18 protein-coding genes are annotated in these 16,912 nt (G+C 66.5%); 11 read left to right on the forward strand and 7 right to left on the reverse strand.

The window, feature by feature from the left end:
- Positions 1-12 precede the first annotated feature (12 nt).
- Positions 13-921, forward strand: a complete 909-nt coding sequence (gene argB / locus ACWKV7_RS05365) for an acetylglutamate kinase (protein WP_483856616.1) — start codon at positions 13-15, stop codon at positions 919-921.
- A 54-nt stretch (positions 922-975) separates the two neighbouring features.
- Here the strand turns inward: argB and ACWKV7_RS05370 are convergent, their stop codons facing one another.
- Positions 976-1,569: a DUF4124 domain-containing protein gene (locus ACWKV7_RS05370; RefSeq protein ID WP_483856617.1), complete on the reverse strand. Its 594-nt coding sequence runs from the start codon at positions 1,567-1,569 to the stop codon at positions 976-978.
- A 25-nt stretch (positions 1,570-1,594) separates the two neighbouring features.
- On the reverse strand, positions 1,595-2,236 hold the full coding sequence (pyrE, locus tag ACWKV7_RS05375; protein WP_483856618.1) for an orotate phosphoribosyltransferase: 642 nt from the start codon (positions 2,234-2,236) through the stop codon (positions 1,595-1,597).
- Positions 2,237-2,317: 81 nt separating this feature from the next.
- On the opposite strand from pyrE, the gene ACWKV7_RS05380 reads away from it, so the two are divergent.
- Positions 2,318-3,097 carry a catabolite repression control protein Crc gene (locus ACWKV7_RS05380; RefSeq protein ID WP_483856619.1) on the forward strand — a complete coding sequence of 260 codons (780 nt, stop codon included), beginning with the start codon at positions 2,318-2,320 and terminating at the stop codon, positions 3,095-3,097.
- A gap of 98 nt (positions 3,098-3,195) precedes the next feature.
- On the opposite strand, the gene ACWKV7_RS05385 is transcribed toward ACWKV7_RS05380, so the two are convergent.
- Both ACWKV7_RS05385 and rph read right to left on the reverse strand, forming a co-directional pair.
- Positions 3,196-3,564, reverse strand: coding sequence for a DUF4870 domain-containing protein (locus ACWKV7_RS05385; protein ID WP_483856620.1), 369 nt, complete (start codon positions 3,562-3,564; stop codon positions 3,196-3,198).
- Between the two features lie 96 nt (positions 3,565-3,660).
- Positions 3,661-4,383, reverse strand: a complete 723-nt coding sequence (gene rph, locus ACWKV7_RS05390) for a ribonuclease PH (protein ID WP_483856621.1) — start codon at positions 4,381-4,383, stop codon at positions 3,661-3,663.
- A 213-nt stretch (positions 4,384-4,596) separates the two neighbouring features.
- Between rph and ACWKV7_RS05395 the strand changes: the two genes are divergently transcribed.
- The 6 genes from ACWKV7_RS05395 (at position 4,597) to ACWKV7_RS05420 (ending at position 9,871) form a co-directional block, all read left to right on the forward strand.
- Positions 4,597-5,460 (forward strand): YicC/YloC family endoribonuclease, encoded by an 864-nt coding sequence (locus ACWKV7_RS05395; protein WP_483856622.1) that lies wholly within the window; start codon positions 4,597-4,599, stop codon positions 5,458-5,460.
- A gap of 4 nt (positions 5,461-5,464) precedes the next feature.
- Complete coding sequence (gmk, locus tag ACWKV7_RS05400) at positions 5,465-6,085, forward strand: guanylate kinase (protein WP_483856623.1); 621 nt, start codon at positions 5,465-5,467, stop codon at positions 6,083-6,085.
- Positions 6,086-6,205: 120 nt separating this feature from the next.
- Positions 6,206-6,469 carry a DNA-directed RNA polymerase subunit omega gene (gene rpoZ, locus ACWKV7_RS05405; protein ID WP_483856624.1) on the forward strand — a complete coding sequence of 88 codons (264 nt, stop codon included), beginning with the start codon at positions 6,206-6,208 and terminating at the stop codon, positions 6,467-6,469.
- A 63-nt stretch (positions 6,470-6,532) separates the two neighbouring features.
- Positions 6,533-8,641: a bifunctional GTP diphosphokinase/guanosine-3',5'-bis pyrophosphate 3'-pyrophosphohydrolase gene (gene spoT / locus ACWKV7_RS05410; protein WP_483856625.1), complete on the forward strand. Its 2,109-nt coding sequence runs from the start codon at positions 6,533-6,535 to the stop codon at positions 8,639-8,641.
- Between the two features lie 72 nt (positions 8,642-8,713).
- On the forward strand, positions 8,714-9,094 hold the full coding sequence (locus ACWKV7_RS05415; protein ID WP_483856626.1) for a RidA family protein: 381 nt from the start codon (positions 8,714-8,716) through the stop codon (positions 9,092-9,094).
- Positions 9,095-9,139: 45 nt separating this feature from the next.
- Positions 9,140-9,871 carry a hypothetical protein gene (locus ACWKV7_RS05420; RefSeq protein ID WP_483856627.1) on the forward strand — a complete coding sequence of 244 codons (732 nt, stop codon included), beginning with the start codon at positions 9,140-9,142 and terminating at the stop codon, positions 9,869-9,871.
- A gap of 6 nt (positions 9,872-9,877) precedes the next feature.
- Here ACWKV7_RS05420 and ACWKV7_RS05425 read toward each other — a convergent pair whose 3' ends face one another.
- The 3 genes from ACWKV7_RS05425 to ACWKV7_RS05435 all read right to left on the reverse strand — a co-directional run bounded on the left by ACWKV7_RS05425 (position 9,878) and on the right by ACWKV7_RS05435 (position 12,232).
- Positions 9,878-10,495, reverse strand: a complete 618-nt coding sequence (locus tag ACWKV7_RS05425; protein WP_483856628.1) for a LysE family translocator — start codon at positions 10,493-10,495, stop codon at positions 9,878-9,880.
- 83 nt (positions 10,496-10,578) lie between these two features.
- Positions 10,579-11,379 (reverse strand): AraC family transcriptional regulator, encoded by an 801-nt coding sequence (locus tag ACWKV7_RS05430; RefSeq protein WP_483856629.1) that lies wholly within the window; start codon positions 11,377-11,379, stop codon positions 10,579-10,581.
- A gap of 1 nt (position 11,380) precedes the next feature.
- Positions 11,381-12,232, reverse strand: a complete 852-nt coding sequence (locus ACWKV7_RS05435; protein ID WP_483856630.1) for an NAD-dependent epimerase/dehydratase family protein — start codon at positions 12,230-12,232, stop codon at positions 11,381-11,383.
- A 129-nt stretch (positions 12,233-12,361) separates the two neighbouring features.
- Here ACWKV7_RS05435 and ACWKV7_RS05440 point away from each other — a divergent pair, with 129 nt between their 5' ends.
- From ACWKV7_RS05440 to ACWKV7_RS05450, 3 genes are all read left to right on the forward strand, one after another.
- Positions 12,362-13,300 carry a hydrogen peroxide-inducible genes activator gene (locus tag ACWKV7_RS05440; protein WP_483856631.1) on the forward strand — a complete coding sequence of 313 codons (939 nt, stop codon included), beginning with the start codon at positions 12,362-12,364 and terminating at the stop codon, positions 13,298-13,300.
- Entirely contained in the window at positions 13,297-15,372 is a 2,076-nt protein-coding gene (gene recG / locus ACWKV7_RS05445; RefSeq protein WP_483856632.1) for an ATP-dependent DNA helicase RecG, read from the forward strand. Before ACWKV7_RS05440 ends, recG begins: the two co-directional genes overlap by 4 nt.
- 90 nt (positions 15,373-15,462) lie before the next feature.
- On the forward strand, positions 15,463-16,872 hold the full coding sequence (locus ACWKV7_RS05450) for an HDOD domain-containing protein (protein ID WP_483856633.1): 1,410 nt from the start codon (positions 15,463-15,465) through the stop codon (positions 16,870-16,872).
- The last annotated feature ends 40 nt before the right edge of the window (positions 16,873-16,912 follow it).

The raw sequence follows: 16,912 nt of genomic DNA on the forward strand, positions 1-16,912 counted from the left end.
TTGGAGCCCCGCATGACCCTCAGCCGTGATGCCGCCACCCAAGTCGCCAAGGTCCTGTCCGAAGCACTGCCCTACATCCGCCGCTTCGTCGGCAAGACCCTGGTGATCAAGTACGGCGGCAACGCCATGGAGAGCGAAGAGCTCAAGGAAGGTTTCGCCCGCGACATCGTGCTGATGAAAGCGGTCGGCATCAATCCGGTGGTGGTGCACGGCGGCGGCCCGCAGATCGGCGACCTGCTCAAGCGCCTGTCCATCGAGAGCCACTTCATCGATGGCATGCGCGTCACCGACACCGCCACCATGGACGTGGTGGAAATGGTGCTCGGCGGCCAGGTCAACAAGAGCATCGTCAACCTGATCAATCAGCACGGCGGCAGCGCCATCGGCCTGACCGGCAAGGACGCCGAGCTGATCCGCGCCAAGAAGCTCACCGTGACCCGCCAGACGCCGGAGATGACCAAGCCGGAAATCATCGACATCGGCCATGTCGGCGAGGTGACCGGGGTCAACACCGATCTCTTGAACATGCTGGTGAAAGGCGACTTCATTCCGGTGATCGCCCCCATCGGGGTCGGCCCGGACGGCGAGTCGTACAACATCAATGCCGACCTGGTGGCCGGCAAAGTGGCCGAAGCGCTGAAAGCCGAAAAGCTGATGCTGCTGACCAATATCGCCGGCCTGATGGACAAGCAGGGGCAGGTGCTCACCGGCCTGTCCACCGAGCAGGTCAACGAGCTGATCGCCGACGGCACCATCTACGGCGGCATGTTGCCGAAGATCCGCTGCGCCCTGGAGGCCGTGCAAGGCGGCGTCACCAGCTCGCATATCATCGATGGTCGGGTGCCCAATGCGGTGCTGCTGGAAATCTTCACCGATACCGGTGTCGGCACGCTGATCAGCAATCGCAACAAGCGCCACTGATCCGGCGGGACGCGCCAGCCGCCCGTTGCGGGCGGCCTGGCTCAAACGGACAGGCTAGCGGCGCTGCCCGAGCAGTTCGGCAATGCGGGAACGCTCCACGGCAAAGCTCGACTCCGCCAGCTTGCGCATTTCGCGGTACCGCTCGATATCCTTCTTCAGGCGCTGCTGCTCTTCCTGCAGATTGTTGATTTGCACCAGCAAACCTTCCGGCACCTGGCGCCCCGCGCGCTCATGGTCGGCCGCCTGGCTCTGCAGGTTGCCCTGCTGCTGACGCGCCGCCTGCATGTTGCCGCGGGCCACGCTGATCAGGCTATCCAGTTCGGCCAGTTTACGTGCCTTGGCGCGATCGACGTCTTCCACGCTGGAGTACAGGCGCAGCAACTTGGCGTCGACCTCCGCCTGCGCCTTTTCCTCCTGCCGGCGCTTGAACTCCTCGGCGGTAGGCGCCGGGGGCACCACGCGGATCACCCGCCCCTGCTCGTTGAGCACCTCGTAGCCCTTGCCGATGTACTGCGGCGGCACGCCCATGCGGTCGAGCACCACGATGCCCTTGTCGTTGACATAGCGGTACAGCTCGGTGGCGTCTGCGGCTACCGGCAACAGCACCGTGAGCAACAGGGTAAGGCGGATTGCGTCCAGACTGACCATAGAAACCACTACTCGGTATGGGTATTCAGATGCCGTATTGCGCGCGGTAGGCCTCCACCGCCGGCAGATGCTTGTTCAGTTCAGCATCCCCGGCCAGATATTCCAGTACCTGGTCGAGGGCCACGATGCTGACCACCGGCATGGCAAAGTCGCGTTCAACCTCCTGGATCGCCGACAGCTCGCCCTGGCCGCGCTCCTGGCGGTTCAGCGCGATCAGCACGCCGGCCGCCCGCGCACCTTGCGCCTGGATAATTTGCATCACTTCGCGAATCGCCGTACCGGCCGTGATCACATCGTCGACAATCAATACGCGACCGGCGAGCGGTGCGCCGACCAGACTACCGCCTTCGCCATGATCCTTGGCCTCCTTGCGGTTGAAGCACCAGGGCAGATCGCGGCCATGCTGCTCGGCCAGCGCCACGGCGGTCGCCGCCGCCAACGGAATTCCCTTGTAGGCAGGGCCGAACAGCACGTCGAAGGGAATCTGGCTGTCGACTACCGCCGAGGCGTAGAAACGACCCAGCTGGGCCAGTGCCAGGCCGCTGTTGAACAAGCCGGCATTGAAGAAATAAGGGCTGGTGCGCCCGGACTTGAGAGTGAATTCGCCAAAGCGCAGCACGCCGCGCTCAATGGCAAATCGGATGAATTCACGCTGGTACGCCTGCATGGAAAGCCTCGGGACGGCACGGATTTAGCTTATTGGGAAGAGCTCGGGTATCATACACGCCACTGTTTTTAGGGGCCATTTATGCGGATCATCAGTGTGAACGTGAATGGCATTCAAGCTGCGGTCGAGCGGGGTCTGCTCAGCTGGCTGCAAGCGCAGAATGCCGACGTCGTCTGCCTGCAGGATACCCGCGCCTCCGCCTTCGAACTGGATGACCCGGCCTACCAACTGGATGGCTATTTCCTCTATGCCTGCGATGCCGAAGTGCCCAGCCAGGGCGGCGTGGCGCTGTATTCGCGGCTGCAACCCAAGGCGGTGATCAGCGGCCTCGGCTTTGAAATGGCCGACCGTTATGGGCGCTACCTGCAAGCCGACTTCGACAAGGTGAGCATTGCCACCTTGCTGCTGCCCTCGGGGCAGAGCGGCGACGAGAGCCTGAACCACAAGTTCAAGTTCATGGACGACTTCGCCCACTACCTGGACAAGCAGCGACGCAAGCGTCGCGAATATATCTACTGCGGCTCGCTGTACGTTGCGCACCAGAAGCTGGACGTGAAGAACTGGCGCGACTGCCAGCAGCTGCCGGGCTTCCTGGCGCCCGAGCGCGCCTGGCTGGATGAGGTGATCGGCACCATGGGCTATGTCGATGCGCTGCGCGAAGCCAGTCGCGAAGGCGACCAGTACAGCTGGTGGCCGGATAGCGAACAGGCGCAGTTGCTCAACCTCGGCTGGCGCTTCGACTACCAGTTGCTGACTCCCGGCCTGCGTCGTGCCGTGCGCAGCGCGCGCCTGCCCCGTCAGCCGCGCTTCTCCCAGCACGCGCCGCTGATCGTCGACTACGACTGGATGCTGACCGTCTAGCACCAATGAAAGACGGCAAGCCTGGGCTTGCCGTTTTTCGTTTCACCTTCGCCCGCTGCTACCGTGGGCAGATCGACTCCAGCCCCGGTGCGGGGAGCCTACTTCACGACCCGCCAGCTGAACGGGTAGCGATAGGACTGACCTTCGTTGGCCTTGATTCCGGCGATGATGGTCAGGACCAGCGCCGCGATGCTGACCAGGACCAGCAGCGGGAAGCCGATCACCACCACCATCAGCATGAAACACACGATGGCGGCCAGCGACACGCTGATTTGAAAATTCAGCGCCTCCTTGCCCTGCTCGTTGACGAACGGGTCCATCTCTTTCTTGATCTGCCAAACGATCAGCGGCCCGAGCAGGTTGCCGAAGGGAATGATCAGCCCGAAAAAGGCCGCGAAGTGGCAGAACATCGCCCACTGGCGGGCTTCCGGACTCGGTGAAGGCAACGGCGCCTGGCTTTCGCTCATGGTTCATCTCCTGGGTTGATAACGGTCGCTCGCTAAGCCTAGCGGCGAAATATCCTGCCTGCAGAAATAAGCGAGCGATGCCGACGCCTTGGCATTTCAGTCGGCCAAAGCCGCCTGTTGCAACTCGAACAGTTGCGCCATGCCCTGGCGCGCCAGGTCGAGCATGGCGGTCAACTCTTCCGGCTGGAACGGTGCCCCTTCGGCGGTGCCCTGCACTTCGATGAAGCCACCGGCGCTGGTCATCACCACGTTGAGGTCGGTCTCGGCGGCGGAATCCTCCAGGTAATCCAGATCCAGTACCGGCTCGCCCTGATACATGCCCACCGATACCGCGGCGATCATCTGCTTGAGGGGCTCGCCGCCACGCAGGGCGCCGCGCTTTTTCAGGACCCGCAGCGCATCGACCAGGGCGACCATGGCGCCGGTAATGGACGCCGTGCGGGTGCCGCCGTCGGCCTGGATCACATCGCAATCGATGTAGATGGTGTTCTCGCCCAGCTTGGACATGTCCAGCGCCGCGCGCAGCGAGCGACCGATCAGTCGTTGGATCTCCAGGGTGCGGCCGCCCTGCTTGCCGCGGGACGCTTCGCGCTGGTTGCGCTCGCCGGTGGCCCGGGGCAGCATGCCGTACTCGGCGGTCAGCCAGCCCTGGCCCTGGCCCTTGAGGAAGCGCGGCACGCCGCTTTCCACGCTGGCGGTGCAGATCACCTTGGTATCGCCGAACTCCACCAGCACCGAACCCTCGGCATGCTTGGTGTAGTTGCGGGTGATGCGGATCGAACGCAGCTGGTCGGCGGCGCGGCCACTAGGACGCTTCATTGGAAATACCTACTCACGACATGGAAATCTGCGGCCATTATAGGGGGCATGCCGCGCGCGGGACACATTCTTGACGGGAGGCACTCCCGGTTGCCCGTCGTTGCGCTTTTGCGTGCCGTACCACGGGCGGTCGGATGCCCCGCTAGAGCCGATTGGCGCCGCTATGCGTTACAATCCCTCGCCTTTCGTTCCATCTTTCCGAGAGGTATCCCCATGGTGCATAGCATGACCGCCTTCGCCCGCCTCGAACGGGCAGGCGCCCGGGGCACCCTGAGCTGGGAACTGCGTTCGGTCAACCATCGCTATCTGGAACCCAGCCTGCGCCTGCCGGAAGCCTTCCGCGACCTCGAAGGCGCGGTACGCGAAGCGCTGCGCCAGGGCCTGTCCCGCGGCAAGGTCGAATGCACCTTGCGGCTCGCCGAGGAAACCGCCGGCCAGCCGCTGCAGGTGGACAGCGAGCGCGCCGCGCAGTTGGTCGCCGCCGCCGAGAGCGTCGCCGCGCTGATCAAGCAGCCGGCCCCGCTCAATCCCCTCGAAGTGTTGGCCTGGCCCGGCGTGCTGGTGGCCGATGCCGCCGATCCGCACGCCATGAACAACGCCGCCCTGGAGCTGTTTGGCGAGGCCCTGGCCGAGCTGAAGAACGGCCGCGCCCGCGAAGGCGCCGAGCTGGCCAAGCTGCTCAACGAACGCCTGGATGCCATGCTGGAAGAAGTTGTCGCCCTGCGCGAACTGGTGCCGCAGATGCTTGCCGCCCAACGGCAAAAGATCCTCGATCGCTGCGCCGAAATGCAGGCCGAGCTGGACCCGCAGCGCCTGGAACAGGAACTGGTGCTGCTGGCCCAGAAGAGCGACGTCGCCGAGGAACTGGACCGCCTGAGCACCCATGTCGGGGAAGTGCGCCGGGTGCTCAAGGCCGGCGGCGCGGCCGGGCGGCGCCTGGATTTCCTCATGCAGGAGCTAAACCGCGAGGCCAACACCCTCGGCTCCAAGGCCTTCGACCCGCGCAGCACCCAGGCCGCGGTCAACCTCAAGGTGCTGATCGAACAGATGCGCGAACAAGTCCAGAACATCGAGTGATCCTATGAAGCCCACAACCGGCACCCTGTACATCGTTTCCGCGCCCTCCGGCGCCGGCAAGACCAGCCTGGTCAAGGCCCTGATCGACGCCCTGCCTCAGGTGCGCGTATCGGTCTCGCACACCACACGCGCCATGCGCCCGGGCGAAGTCGGCGGGGTGAACTACCACTTCGTCAGCCGCGAGAGCTTCATCGAAATGCTCGGCCGCAACGAATTCCTCGAACACGCGGAAGTCTTCGGCAATCTCTACGGCACCTCGCAGCGCTGGCTGGAACAGACTCTCGCCGAGGGCTACGACCTGATCCTCGAGATCGACTGGCAAGGCGCGCAGCAGGTACGCCGGCTGATGCCCGCGGCGAAGTCCATCTTCATCCTGCCGCCGACCCAGACCGCCCTGCGCCAGCGCCTGACCAACCGCGGCCAGGACAGCGACGAGGTCATCGAGCGACGCATGCGCGAGGCCGTCAGCGAGATGAGCCACTATGTCGAGTACGACTACCTGGTGATCAATGACGACTTCGCCCTGGCACTGGACGACCTCAAGGCGGTGTTCCGCGCCAACCAGCTCCTGCAATCGGTGCAGCAGCAGCGCCACAGCGAACTGCTCAGTCGCCTGCTGGCCTGACGAGCCGCGTGGGGAAGCTCGCTATCGGGGCTTCCCTTAAGGCTGGCGATTTTTTAGACTACCCAGTCCGCTCGCCCATTCGGGCTCAGCTTCTTTTGCTATCCGTATTAGAGGAACACCATGGCCCGCGTGACCGTTGAAGACTGCCTGGACAACGTCGATAACCGCTTCGAGCTGGTGATGCTCGCCACCAAGCGTTCCCGCCAACTGGCCACCGGCGGCAAGGAGCCCAAGCTGGCCTGGGAAAACGACAAGCCGACCGTCGTGGCGCTGCGCGAAATCGCCGCCGGTCTGGTCGACTACGACGTCATCGCCCAGGACGAGATCGTCGAGGAAGAGCCGCTGTTCGCCGCCTTCGAGGACGAGGCCAACGAGGCCCTGTAAGCAGCCCATGCCAGGTCGAAGTCATACGCCAACCAGGCGACCCGACCGGCGGGGGGTAGCACCTTGCCGAGCATAGACGGGCTTGCCGAACGACTGACGACCTACCTCGGCGCGGACCAGGTCAACCTGGTCCGCCGCGCTTACTTCTACGCCGAACAGGCCCACGACGGGCAGCGACGCCGCAGCGGCGAAGCCTACGTCACCCATCCGCTGGCGGTAGCCGGCATTCTCGCCGACATGCACATGGACCATCAGAGCCTGATGGCCGCCATGCTGCACGACGTCATCGAAGACACCGGCATCGCCAAGGAAGCGCTCAACGCGCAATTCGGCGAAACCGTCGCCGAGCTGGTGGACGGGGTCAGCAAGCTGACCCAGATGAACTTCGAGACCAAGGCCGAGGCTCAGGCCGAGAACTTCCAGAAGATGGCCATGGCCATGGCCCGCGACATCCGCGTGATTCTGGTCAAGCTGGCCGACCGCCTGCACAACATGCGCACCCTGGAGGTGCTGTCCGGCGAGAAGCGCCGGCGCATCGCCAAGGAAACCCTGGAAATCTACGCGCCGATCGCCAACCGGCTGGGCATGCACAGCATGCGCATCGAGTTCGAGGACCTGGGCTTCAAGGCCATGCACCCGATGCGTTCCGAGCGCATCCGCCAGGCGGTCAAGCGCGCCCGCGGCAATCGCAAGGAAATCCTCAACAAGATCGAAGACTCGCTGGTGCACTGCCTCGCCCGCGAAGGCCTGGAAGGCCAGGTGGTCGGCCGCGAGAAGCACCTCTACAGCATCTACCAGAAGATGCGCGGCAAGCGCCGGGCGTTCAACGAGATCATGGATGTCTACGCCTTCCGCATCATCGTCGACAAGGTCGATACCTGCTACCGCGTACTCGGCGCCGTGCACAACCTGTACAAGCCGCTGCCGGGGCGCTTCAAGGACTACATCGCGATTCCCAAGGCCAACGGCTACCAGTCGTTGCATACCACGCTGTTCGGCATGCATGGCGTGCCCATCGAGATCCAGATCCGCACCCGCGAAATGGAAGAGATGGCCAACAACGGCATCGCCGCGCACTGGCTGTACAAGTCCAACGAGGAAGACCAGCCCAAGGGCACCCACGCCCGCGCCCGTCAGTGGGTCAAGGGCGTGCTGGAGCTGCAGCAGCGCGCCGGCAATTCCCTGGAATTCATCGAGAGCGTGAAGATCGACCTGTTCCCCGACGAGGTCTACGTATTCACCCCCAAGGGCCGCATCATGGAGCTGCCGAAGGGCTCCACTGCGGTCGATTTCGCCTATGCGGTGCACACCGACGTCGGCAACACCTGTATCGCCTGCCGCATCAACCGCCGCCTGGCGCCGCTCTCCGAGCCACTGCAGAGCGGCTCGACCGTGGAAATCGTCACCGCGCCCGGCGCCCGGCCGAATCCGGCCTGGCTCAACTTCGTGGTCACCGGCAAGGCCCGCACCCATATTCGTCACGCGCTCAAGCAGCAGCGCCGCTCGGAGTCCATCAACCTCGGCGAGCGCCTGTTGAACAAGGTGCTCGCCGGCTTCGATACCAGCCTGGAGAAGGTTCCCGCCGAGCGCGTGCAGCAGGTCCTGGCGGAATATCGCCAGGAGGTGATCGAAGACCTGCTGGAAGACATCGGTCTGGGCAATCGCATGGCCTACGTGGTGGCCCGCCGCCTGCTCGCCAGCGACGGCGAGCAGGCACCGAACAGCGAGAGCCCGCTGGCCATCCGCGGGACCGAAGGCCTGGTGCTGAGCTACGCAAAGTGCTGCACGCCGATTCCCGGCGACCCCATCGTCGGCCACCTGTCGGCGGGCAAGGGCATGGTCGTGCACCTGGAGAGCTGCCGCAACATCAGCGAGATCCGCCACAACCCCGAGAAATGCATCCAGCTCTCGTGGGCCAAGGACGTCACCGGCGAGTTCAACGTCGAGTTGCGCGTCGAACTGGAACACCAGCGCGGCCTGATCGCTGTGCTGGCCGGCACCGTCGCCGCCGCCGACGGCAACATCGAGAAAATCGGCATGGACGAGCGCGATGGCCGCATCAGCGTGGTCCAGCTGGTGGTCAGCGTGCACGACCGCGTGCACCTGGCCCGGGTGATCAAGAAGCTGCGCGCCCTCAAGGGCGTCGTGCGCATCACCCGCGTGCGCGCGTAGCCGAGCCGGCACCTGGCCGTCCGCGCCGCACGCAAAACAAACACAACAACCTCGACAATAAGGAAATCCCCCATGAGCAAGACCGTCATCAGCAGCGACAAGGCCCCGGCCGCCATCGGCACCTATTCCCAGGCGATCAAGGCCGGCAACACCGTCTACCTGTCCGGGCAGATTCCGCTGGACCCGAAGACCATGGAGCTGGTGGAAGGCTTCGAAGCGCAGACCGTGCAGGTGTTCGAGAACCTCAAGGCGGTGATGGAAGCAGCCGGCGGCGGCTTCAAGGATGTGGTCAAGCTGAACATCTTCCTCACCGACCTTTCCCACTTCGCCACCGTCAACGAAGTGATGGGTCGCTACTTCCAGCAGCCCTACCCGGCCCGCGCCGCCATTGGCGTGGCCGCCCTGCCGAAGGGCGCGCAAGTGGAAATGGACGCTATTCTGGTTCTCGACTAAGCGATTCGGCGGGGCTCGCCCCCGCCCTCTTCAGGAGTGGCACCCATGCGCCTGACCGCGCTTGCGCTGCTGTGCGGCGTCCTGCTCGGCGGCTGCGCCAGCAGGCCCGCCGAGCCCGACCCCAGCGGGACCTGGATCAACCAGGCAGCCATCGATGCCGCCAGCAGCAGCGGCAGGCTGCGCGAGGCGCTGGCCGAGCACGGCCCCAATCTCGAATGGCGCATCGATGCCCTGCGCCGGCGGGCTGTCTTCAGCAACGGCTTCGAATTGGGCGAGGGTCAGCTCATCGGCGAGCGCGGCGCCAACTGGGGCGTGCTGTTCTACGGCGACTACCGCGAGGCGCTGGCCCTGGAAGACGACGAGCTGGTGCAACTCGCCAGTGACAGCTGGCCCGAGCAGCGCTTCGTCCCGGCGCCCACCGTCGACGGTCCCACCGGCAGCAGCTTCGAACAGGCCCTGTACGCCAGCTACCTGGGCGGCAATTGGACGATCAGCCAGGGCCCCGGTGAAGGCAACCGGGTGCGCTTCCACCCCGACGGGCAGGTCGACGGCCTGCCGGATGCCGAGTATTTCGCGCTCTGCCTGGCCGGCGACTGCGCGACCATGAGCGGCGAACACGACAGCCTGTGGCTGCAGCAGGGCCGCCAAGGCCAGACCTGGCTGTTCGAACTCAGCGGCCGACGCCTGGAAATCTTCGAAGCGGTCAACCATGCCCATCCGGACGAGATGCCGGTGTACCGGCCGGGTCGACGCGCCTGGCTGCTGCGTCGCCAATAGCCTCGCTCAGCGCAGCGCAGCAACCAGCAGGCACCCACCCAGCACCAGCAGCAGACCGCCGCACAGCTGATCGAGCCGCACCACCCGATGCTGCAGCCAGCGCTGCCAGCGCGGGCGGACCAGCAGGCGCACCAGAGCCAGGTCCCAGAGCAGCACCACAAGCGTCATCCACAGCATCGCCAGCGCCAGCCCCCAGGCCGGCACGGCCGCCTCCCGCAACACACCGAACAGCCCCGCGTAGAACAGCGGCAGCTTGGGGTTGAGACTGCTGGCCAACAGGCCCTGGCGGAACCCGCGCCGGGGCGGCACGGCCTCCGACGCAGGGGCCGGGCGCCATTGCAGCTGGCGAGTAGAGCGCAGCGCCTGCGCGCCGAGCCAGACGAAATAGGTGCCACCGAGCCCCTGCAGCAAGCGCCACAGCCAGCCGCCGGCCGGCAGCAACTGCAGACCGGCGAGCACCAGCAGCATGCTCAGCAGGTTGGCCAGGGCAATTCCCGCGGCGCAGCCATCGGCCTGCGCGCGCCCCTCACGCAGCGCGGTGCGCAACAGCAGGAAGAAATCCGGGCCGGGAGAGAGCACGGCGGTGAAGTGAGTACCGGCAACCAGCAGGAATAGCGCGAACATGGACGACCTCCGTGAAACCGGCGGTCAGTCTCGACAGCGGCACGGCCTTCGTCTTGGAGAAAACTCAGGTGTGCGGCGCGTGCTCAGGCGCAGGCCATGCGCTGGAAGCGTCCTGGCGCCACGCCGGTGAAGCGCTTGAAGGTGCCGGAGAAGTGCGCCTGGTCGTAGAAGCCCAGGCCCAGCGCCACCTCCAGCGGCTTTTCGCCGGCCAGCAGCCGCCGCTTGGCCTCGCGCACCCGGCGTTGCAGCAGGTAGGTGTGCGGCGGCACGCCGTAGGCACGGCGGAAGGCCTCGATCAGGTGGCGCGGATGGCGCTGCAGCAACCGCCCCAGTTGCTCCAGGCGTACCGGCTCGGCGTAGTGGCTTTCCAGATAGTCGCGCAGCCGGGCACAGACCTCGCCGTCGCGTCGGGCCCTGGCGGGCTCCGGCAAGCCGCCGTGGCGGACGAAGACCAGTTCCAGCAATGCCAGCAGCTCGCTTTCCAGGGCCAGCACGTCGCCCTGCTCGAACTCCCGGGCGAGACGTGCCAGGCCGGCGGCCACGCGGCCATCGTCGGCCGGGTTGAGCTCGGCAAAGCCCCGCGGCAACGCCTTGCGCCCGAGCAGCGCGGGCAGGCGCACCTCCTCCACATAGAGCATGCGATAGATCAGGCGGTCCGTTTCCGCGTGGCCGGTGTGCGGCTCCTCCGGGTTCATCAGCGACAGCCTGCCGGCCGGGATGGCATGCCGTGCGCCGCGGCACTGGTAGCCGCCGACGCCCTGCAGGATGGCGCCGATGGCGAAGGCGTCGTGACTGTGGCGGCCGAACGCCTGGCCGGAAAAGTCGGCATGGAACAGCTCCACTCCCGGCAACCAGGGCCGTGCCAGCAGGCGATTGGCGTCCATCTCACCCCTCCGTCAGCAGCGCCGCGTAGCCTTCGCGAAAACTCGGATAACGCGGCACCCAGCCCAGCGCCCGGGCGCGGGCGTTGCTGCAGCGCTTGCTGCCGGCGCGGCGCACGCTGGCCTCGTCGGCCCAGTGGCTGACGCCCATCTGCCCACGCAGCCAGTCGACCACCTCGTGCAAGGGGGCCGGCGTGTCGTCCACGCCCAGATAGCAAGACTCCAGTGCCGTGCCGCGCTCGGCCGCCTGCAACAGGAGGGCCAGCAGGCCGGCGGCATCGTCGACATGAATGCGGTTGGCGTACAGCGGCGGTTCCACGACAACGCGATAACCCTGGCGCACCTGTTCGAGCAGACGCCGGCGGCCCGGCCCGTAGAGGCCGGTGAGGCGCACGCAGGTGGCCGGATGGCCGCTGGCAAGCGCCAGTTGTTCGGCTTCGCGCATGATGCGTGCGGAAAAGCCCCCACCCTCGGCCGGCGAGGTCTCATCCACCCACTCGCCCTGCTGCTGGCCATAGACGCCACTGCTGGAAACGAACAGCAACCGCTTGGGCCGTTGGCCATGCCGTGCCAGCCAGTCGAGCATATGGGCCAGGCCCTCGACATAGGCCGCCCGGTAGCCGGCCTCGTCGTGCCGGCTGGCAGCGGCGCTGTACACCAGATAGTCCAGCGGCCCCTGCGGCCAGCCCGCCGGGACCTGCGCCGAGAAGAGGTCGCCGGCCACCGGATGGATACCGGATGGCAAGGCCTCGACCTGGCGGCGCAGGCCATGCACCGTCCAGCCGGCAGCATTCAGCAACAGGCCGAGGCGACAGCCGACATCGCCACAACCGGCGATCAATACACTGGGTTTCATGGCAACTCCGCGTGACTCGAATGTGGCAGCCTGCCGCCAGGCGCGCAGGACGGCAAGCTTTGCGTGCGGCGTTGTTGGTTCGCCGCAGAGCAAAGGCTATGCTTGGCCGCAGCCTAATGGAAAACCGCTATGACCCTCACCGAACTGCGCTACATCGTCACCCTCGCCCAGGAACAGCACTTCGGCCGCGCCGCCGAGCGCTGCCATGTCAGCCAGCCGACGCTGTCGGTGGGGGTGAAGAAGCTCGAGGACGAACTCGGCGTGCTGATCTTCGAGCGCAGCAAAAGCGCGGTGCGCCTGACCCCGGTCGGCGAGGGCATCGTCACCCAGGCGCAGAAGGTGCTGGAGCAGGCCCAGGGCATTCGCGAGCTGGCCCAGGCCGGCAAGAACCAGTTGACCGCGCCGTTGAAGATCGGCGCCATCTACACCGTCGGGCCCTACCTGTTCCCCCACCTGGTGCCGCAGCTGCACCGGGTCGCACCGCAGATGCCGCTGTACATCGAGGAAAACTTCACCCACGTGCTGCGCGACAAACTGCGCACCGGCGAGCTGGACGCAATCATCATCGCGCTGCCCTTCCAGGAAGCCGATGTGCTGACCAAGCCGCTCTACGACGAACCCTTCTACGTGCTGCTGCCGAGCGGCCACCCGTGGACGGCGAAGGAAACCATCGACAGCGAGCTGCTCAATGACAAGAGCCTGCTGCTGCTCGGCGAGGGCCACTGCTTCCGCGACCAGGTGCTGGAGGCCTGCCCCAGCCTGCGCAAGGGCGGCGAGGACCACGCCAAGCACACCACGGTCGAATCCAGCTCGCTGGAAACCATTCGCCACATGGTCGCCTCCGGTCTCGGCGTGTCGATCCTGCCGTTCTCGGCGGTGGACAGCCACCACTACGCCCCTGGCGTGATCGAGATCCGTCCACTGACCCCGCCGGTGCCGTTCCGCACCGTGGCCATCGCCTGGCGCGCCAGCTTCCCGCGGCCGAAGGCCATCGAGGTCCTGGCCGACTCCATTCGCCTGTGCTCGGTCGCGCAACCGCAGGGCGTAGCGGACAAGCAACCGGCATGAGCGAGCTGGCCCAGGTACCGGTCACCGCGCTGAAGGGCGTGGGGGCGGCGCTGGCCGAGAAGCTTGCGCGGGTCGGCCTGGAAACCCTGCAGGACATGCTGTTCCACCTGCCGCTGCGTTACCAGGACCGCACCCGCGTCACCCCCATCGGCGCCCTGCGACCCGGCCAGGATGCGGTGGTCGAGGGCATCGTCGCCGGCGCCGATGTGGTCATGGGCCGTCGCCGCAGTTTGCTGGTGCGCCTGCAGGACGGCAGCGGCACCCTGAGCCTGCGCTTCTTCCACTTCAGCCAAGCGCAAAAGGATGGCCTCAAGCGCGGCACCTCGCTGCGCTGCTATGGCGAGGTGCGCCCCGGCGCCACCGGCCTGGAGATCTACCACCCGGAGTACCGTGCGCTGAGCGGCGCCGAGCCGATCGCGGTGGAACAGACCCTGACGCCGATCTACCCGACCACCGAGGGCCTGACCCAGCAGCGCCTGCGCCAACTCAGCCAGCAGGCACTGGCCCGCCTCGGCCCGCACAGCCTGCCGGACTGGCTGCCCGCCGAACTGGCCCGCGACTACCGACTCGGGCCGCTCGACGAAGCCATTCGCTACCTGCACCGGCCGCCGCCCGACGCCGACCTGGAAGAGCTGGCCGAAGGCCGCCACTGGGCCCAGCACCGACTGGCCTTCGAAGAACTGCTGACCCACCAGCTCTCCCTGCAACGCCTTCGCGAAACCCTGCGCGCCCAGGAGGCACCGCAACTGCCGAAAGCCGAAAAGCTGCCCAAGCGCTTTCTCGCCAACCTCGGCTTCACCCCCACCGGCGCCCAGCAACGGGTCGGCGCCGAGATCGCCTACGACCTGTGCCAGCCCGAGCCCATGCTGCGCCTGGTGCAGGGCGACGTCGGCGCCGGCAAGACGGTGGTCGCGGCGCTGGCCGCTCTGCAAGCGCTGGAGGCCGGCTATCAGGTGGCCTTGATGGCGCCGACCGAGATCCTCGCCGAGCAGCACTTTCTCAATTTCAGCCGCTGGCTGGAGCCGCTCGGCATCGAAGTCGCCTGGCTGGCCGGCAAGCTCAAGGGCAAGGCCCGCACCGCCGCGCTGGCGCAGATCGCCGGCGGCGCGCCCATGGTGGTGGGCACCCATGCGCTGTTCCAGGACGAGGTGCAATTCCAGCGCCTGGCCCTGGTGATCATCGACGAACAACATCGCTTCGGCGTGCAGCAACGCCTGGCGTTGCGGCAGAAGGGCGTGGGCGGCCGCATGTGCCCGCACCAGTTGATCATGACCGCCACGCCAATCCCGCGGACCCTGGCGATGAGCGCCTACGCCGACCTGGATACTTCGATCCTCGACGAGCTGCCGCCCGGCCGCACACCGGTGAACACCCTGGTGATCGCCGACAGCCGCCGTATCGAGGTGATCGAGCGGGTCCGCGCTGCCTGCCGCGAAGGCCGCCAGGCCTACTGGGTATGCACCCTGATCGAGGAATCCGAGGAACTCACCTGCCAGGCGGCGGAAACCAGCTTCGAGGAACTCTCCGCCGCCCTCGGCGAACTGCGCGTCGGCCTGATCCACGGGCGCATGAAGCCGGCGGAGAAGGCGGCGGTGATGGACGAATTCAAGCGCGGCGAGCTGCAACTGCTGGTGGCAACCACGGTGATCGAAGTGGGCGTCGACGTGCCCAATGCCAGCCTGATGATCATCGAAAACCCCGAACGCCTCGGCCTGGCGCAACTGCACCAGCTGCGCGGACGAGTCGGCCGCGGCAGCGCCGCCAGCCACTGCGTGCTGCTCTATCACCCGCCGCTGTCGCAGCTCGGGCGCGAACGGCTGGCGATCATGCGCGAGACCTGCGACGGCTTCGTCATCGCCGAGAAAGACCTGGAGCTGCGCGGCCCCGGCGAGATGCTCGGCACCCGCCAGACCGGTCTGTTGCAGTTCAAGGTGGCCGACCTGATGCGCGACGCCGAGCTGCTGCCGGCGGTGCGCGACGCCGCCCAGGCCCTGCTGGCGCGCTGGCCGCAGCATGTCAGCCCGCTGCTGGAACGCTGGCTGCGCCACGGGCAGCAGTACGGCCAAGTGTGACGGTTTTCCGGTGCACTGGTCGTGCAAGCCCTCGCTTGGCGACTAGGCTGGTTATACTGCAACCCGAAATTCCTCAGCCGGACCTCGCTTATGACCGACGCCGCCCTCGCTCCCGACAACGCCTCGCAGCCCCCGGCCATGATCCAGCAACTGCTCGCCAAGCTCGGCCTCGCCTATAAGGTGCGCCCCGCACAGACCGACATGGACCCGGCGCAACGGGTCCAGGCCGTACTGCTCGACGACGAGGTGGGCGCCCTGCTGGTGCTCTACCCGCAGAGCCAGTTGCTCGACCTCAACCGTCTGGCCGAACTCACCGGGCGCAAGCTCACCGCGGTCAAGCCCGAGCGCCTCGAGCGCATGCTCGGCAAGCACAACCTCGGCCTGCTGCCGGGGTTGCCGCCGCTGACCAGTTCGCCCTGCCTGTACGACGAGCGCCTGCTGCAGGCGAGCCCACTGCTGATCGAGTCCGGCCAGCCCGGCGTATTGCTGGAAATCGCCAGCGACGCCTTCAAGACCTCCTTGCTCAGCAAGGCCAGCGCCGCCCGCTTCGGCGAACCGCTGGCGAGCATCCGACCGAACCTGGACCGCCCGGACGACGACCGCGCCGAAATCACCCACGCGGTGCAGGCGTTCACCGCGCGGCGCATCCAGCAGCGCCTGGAAGAAACCATCGAGATCCCGCCGCTGCCGGAAACCGCGCAGAAGATCATCAAGCTGCGGGTCGATCCGGATGCCACCGTGGACGACATCACCGGGGTGGTGGAGACCGACCCGGCGCTGGCCGCCCAGGTGGTCAGCTGGGCGGCATCGCCCTACTACGCCGCGCCGGGCAAGATCCGCTCGGTGGAAGATGCCATCGTGCGCGTGCTCGGCTTCGACCTGGTGATCAACCTGGCCCTCGGCCTGGCCCTGGGCAAGACCCTGGCACTGCCCAAGGACAAGCCGCAGCAATCCACGCCCTACTGGCAGCAGGCGATCTACACCGCCGCGGTGATCGAGGGGCTGACCCGCGCCATGCCGCGCGGCCAGCGGCCGGAGGCGGGGCTGACCTATCTCGCCGGGCTGCTGCACAACTTCGGCTACCTGGTCCTGGCCCATGTCTTTCCGCCGCATTTCTCCCTGATCTGCCGGCATCTGGAGGCCAATCCGCACCTGTCCCACAGCTATGTCGAGCAGCACCTGCTGGGCATCACCCGCGAGCAGATCGGCGCCTGGCTGATGCGCTACTGGGACATGCCGGAGGAACTGGCCACGGCCCTGCGCTTCCAGCACGACCCGAGCTACGAGGGCGATCACGCGGCCTATCCGAACCTGGTCTGCCTGGCGGTCAACCTGCTGCGCAACCGCGGTATTGGCGCCGGCCCGCAGCAGCCGATTCCCCAGGCATTGTTCGATCGCCTGGGCGTCAGCCGGGAAAAGGCCGACGATGCGGTCAGCAAGGTGCTGGAGGCCGAAGTGGCGCTGCGCGAGCTGGCCTCGCAGTTTCCGTCATCGACCTGAGACAGACCCGGGAGGCCTGGCTCCCTTTTTCGTTGACACC

This window comes from Zestomonas ipomoeae (assembly GCF_057128665.1).